We start from the raw sequence: 2,998 nt of genomic DNA, 5'->3' as shown, positions 1-2,998 counted from the left end.
CGCGGCGGAATGTTCCCCAGGCAAACTATGTAGAGGGTTTGGCTGAACAGATGCCATTTCCAGATGCTCAATTTCATATAGTTCAGAAAACGTATCGGGACTAAAACAAAGAATTTGTAGTTTACTAGGAATTCCTTACCATCGAAAAACTTTGGCTCTCTGCAATGAATTGGATGAAACCGAAGGATTCCATATAGTCGAACATATTTTACTTCGTCCTCGCAGCAGTAACGACCCCGACTCAGACGAGAATTTTTTAGAATTTAAATCAAACACAGATTCAAACACAGATTCAAACACAATAGATCCTTACTCTTTCCAAATCAGTTTTGTATTCCCCAATTGGCTACCTCGCTTTCAAGAAGAAAACTTTAAACAGCTAATTTATAACATTATCAGTGCCGAAATACCCGCCCATATAACCCCTTATTGCTACTGGTTAGACAAACCTAATATGATAAATTTTGAAAATGCCTACCAGCTCTGGCTAAATACAAAAATGGATAAAAAATCAACTAATAACCTGATAGAATTTTTGGTAAATGGTAGACTTGAAATACTACCATTTAAGGTTTTAGGATATATGACTATCGGCACAGATTTTGAAGTGATTTGTTAAAGCCTTTGGAAGTGAAGCAACAACGACATATTATAAAAAAACAGATTATAGAACTTAATTTAAGTTCACAACAAGGTGCTTTTGAACTGCAAAATGAGGTAAGTAGAATATATCGCCATAAAGTCCTCCCCCTCATTGATAATTTGTTGAGTCAGTTCAGCGATTTAGATACAATACATCGAATTAATACCCTAGAAATAGACCTAGGAAATATCGATATCAATAATCTAGAACAGGAATTGATTGACAAAATACTAGAACAAATTCAACAGCAATTAGCAGAACAAATTAGCCACTCAAATTATAGTTTGTCAACACAGCCACAACCTAAGACTGAGTTGGATAAGTCTTCACCACTGCTTGGTAGCACAGAGGGAGAGACGGGGGAAAATATAGGACAAAATAAAGTTACCTCTGTAAGTGCAACTCGCTATCAAAGACTATCTGATCAAATTGGCAGATCAGAGATAGCTAGTAAAAGCGCTTTACAACTAGAGATTTTAAGCTACTTTATCCAAACAGGTATGCTACCCTGGTGGACAGAAAACTTAAGCAAACAAGAGCTAGAAGACTATTGCGATCGCCTGATCACCAATTCCCCAAATCAGGTCAAGTCTATTGTTAAGCAAAGCTTCAAAAATCCCAAGCAATTGCAGCGCCTGATTTACCAATTTTCTGATTTAATACTCCTCAAAATAGCCGGATTGTTTACTGGTAATTTAGTCCAGTTTATTGCCGATTATAATACAGATATAAAAGCTGTCTTGGCACAGCTAGAGCAGACCATAAATATTCCGGAAGCCAAATTGAGATTGGAGAGATGGCAAGGAATATTTTTCAGCATCTCCTCAGAGAGTAAGACTAAAGTAGATAAACTCAAATTAGTCCAAGACAATTTATTACATATTGCCACCAGTAATCGGATTAACTATCCTGATTTTTTAACTAGTCTTGTTGCCAAGATAGAGCATCTAGTCAGAGCAGGAAAAGGATTTAAAAGTCAACTTCCAGAAATCTTAGATATAATCCAAATCCCTAACCAAGATGCACAGTTGATTAGAGCTGAAGAAAGAGCTTCACAACTAGACATTTTTAGCGACTTTATCCAAACAGGTATACTCCCCGAAAACTTCAGCAAACAAGAACTAGAACAATATTGCGATCACTTGATCACCAATTCCCCAAATCAGGTCAAGTCTATTGTTAAGCAAAGCTTCAAAAATTCCAAGCATTTGCAGCGCCTGATTTACCAATTTTCGGATTCAACACTCCTCAAAATAGCCGGATTGTTTACTGGGGATTCAGTCCAGTTTATTGCCGACTATAATACAGACATAAAACCGGTCTTGGAACAGCTAGAGCAGACCAGAAATATTCCGGCAGCAAAATTGAGATTGGAGAGATGGCAAGGAATACTTTTCAGTATCTCCTCAGAGAGTAATACTCAAGTAGATAAGCTGAAGTTAGTCCAAGACAATTTATTACATATTGCCAGCAGTAATCGGATTAACTATCCTGAGTTTGTAAGGAATATTGTTGCCAAGATAGAGCATCTAGTCAGACAAGGAAAAGGATTTAAAAGCAGACTTCCAGAAATCTTAGATAGAATCCAAATCCCTAGCCAAGATACACAGTTGATTATAGCTGAAGAAAGAGCTTCACAACTAGAGATTTTTAGGGACTTTATCCAAACAAGTATACTCCCGGAAAAATTAAGCAAACAAGAGCTAGAAGACTATTGCGATCGCCTGATCACCAATTCCCCAAATCAGGTCAAGTCTATTGTTAAGCAAAGCTTAAAAAATTCCAAGCAATTGCAGCGCCTGATTTACCAATTTTCGGATTCGACACTCCTCAAAATAGTCGGATTGTTTACTGAGGATTCAGTCCAATTTATTGCCGACTATAATACAGACATAAAACCGGTCTTGGAACAGCTAGAGCAGACCATAAATATTCCGGAAGCCAAATTGAGATTGGAGAGATGGCAAGGAATACTTTTCAGTATCTCCTCAGATAGTAATACTAAAGTAGATAAACTCAAGTTAGTCCAAGACAATTTATTACATATTGCCACCAGTAATAACATTAACTATCCTGATTTTTTAACTAATCTTGTTGCCAAAATAGAGCATCTAGTCAGACAAGGAAAAGGATTTAAAAGTCAACTTCCAGAAATCTTAGATAGAATCCAAATCCCTAGGCAATATACAGAGTTTATTAAAGAAAGGGAACAACTGAAACACCTCTTAATGGAATTGCAACACCTTGATTTAAATAGCCAGATATTACCCCAACATAAACAGCAAATTAATCAACTTAAGACTGAAATAGAAGTATTACTAAATGAAATCAATAATTCTGCCCGAGTCCAAAGGA

The 2,998-nt window shown here is 36.6% G+C and carries 2 protein-coding genes; both read left to right on the top strand.

The window, feature by feature from the left end; translation table 11 throughout:
* The first annotated feature begins 151 nt into the window (after nt 1-151).
* Nucleotides 152-619 (top strand): hypothetical protein, encoded by a 468-nt coding sequence (locus F6K20_RS31900; protein WP_287297436.1) that lies wholly within the window; start codon nt 152-154, stop codon nt 617-619.
* A partial coding sequence (locus tag F6K20_RS31895; protein WP_287297434.1) for a contractile injection system tape measure protein occupies nt 613-2,998 on the top strand: 2,386 nt, incomplete at its 3' end. The genes F6K20_RS31900 and F6K20_RS31895, both read left to right, overlap by 7 nt.

Origin of the sequence: Moorena sp. SIO2C4, assembly GCF_010672485.1 — a bacterium.
Taxonomy (GTDB): domain Bacteria; phylum Cyanobacteriota; class Cyanobacteriia; order Cyanobacteriales; family Coleofasciculaceae; genus Moorena; species Moorena producens.
The sequence above is the reverse complement of the archived record's forward strand: the minus strand, read 5'-3'. Positions and strand labels throughout refer to the sequence as shown.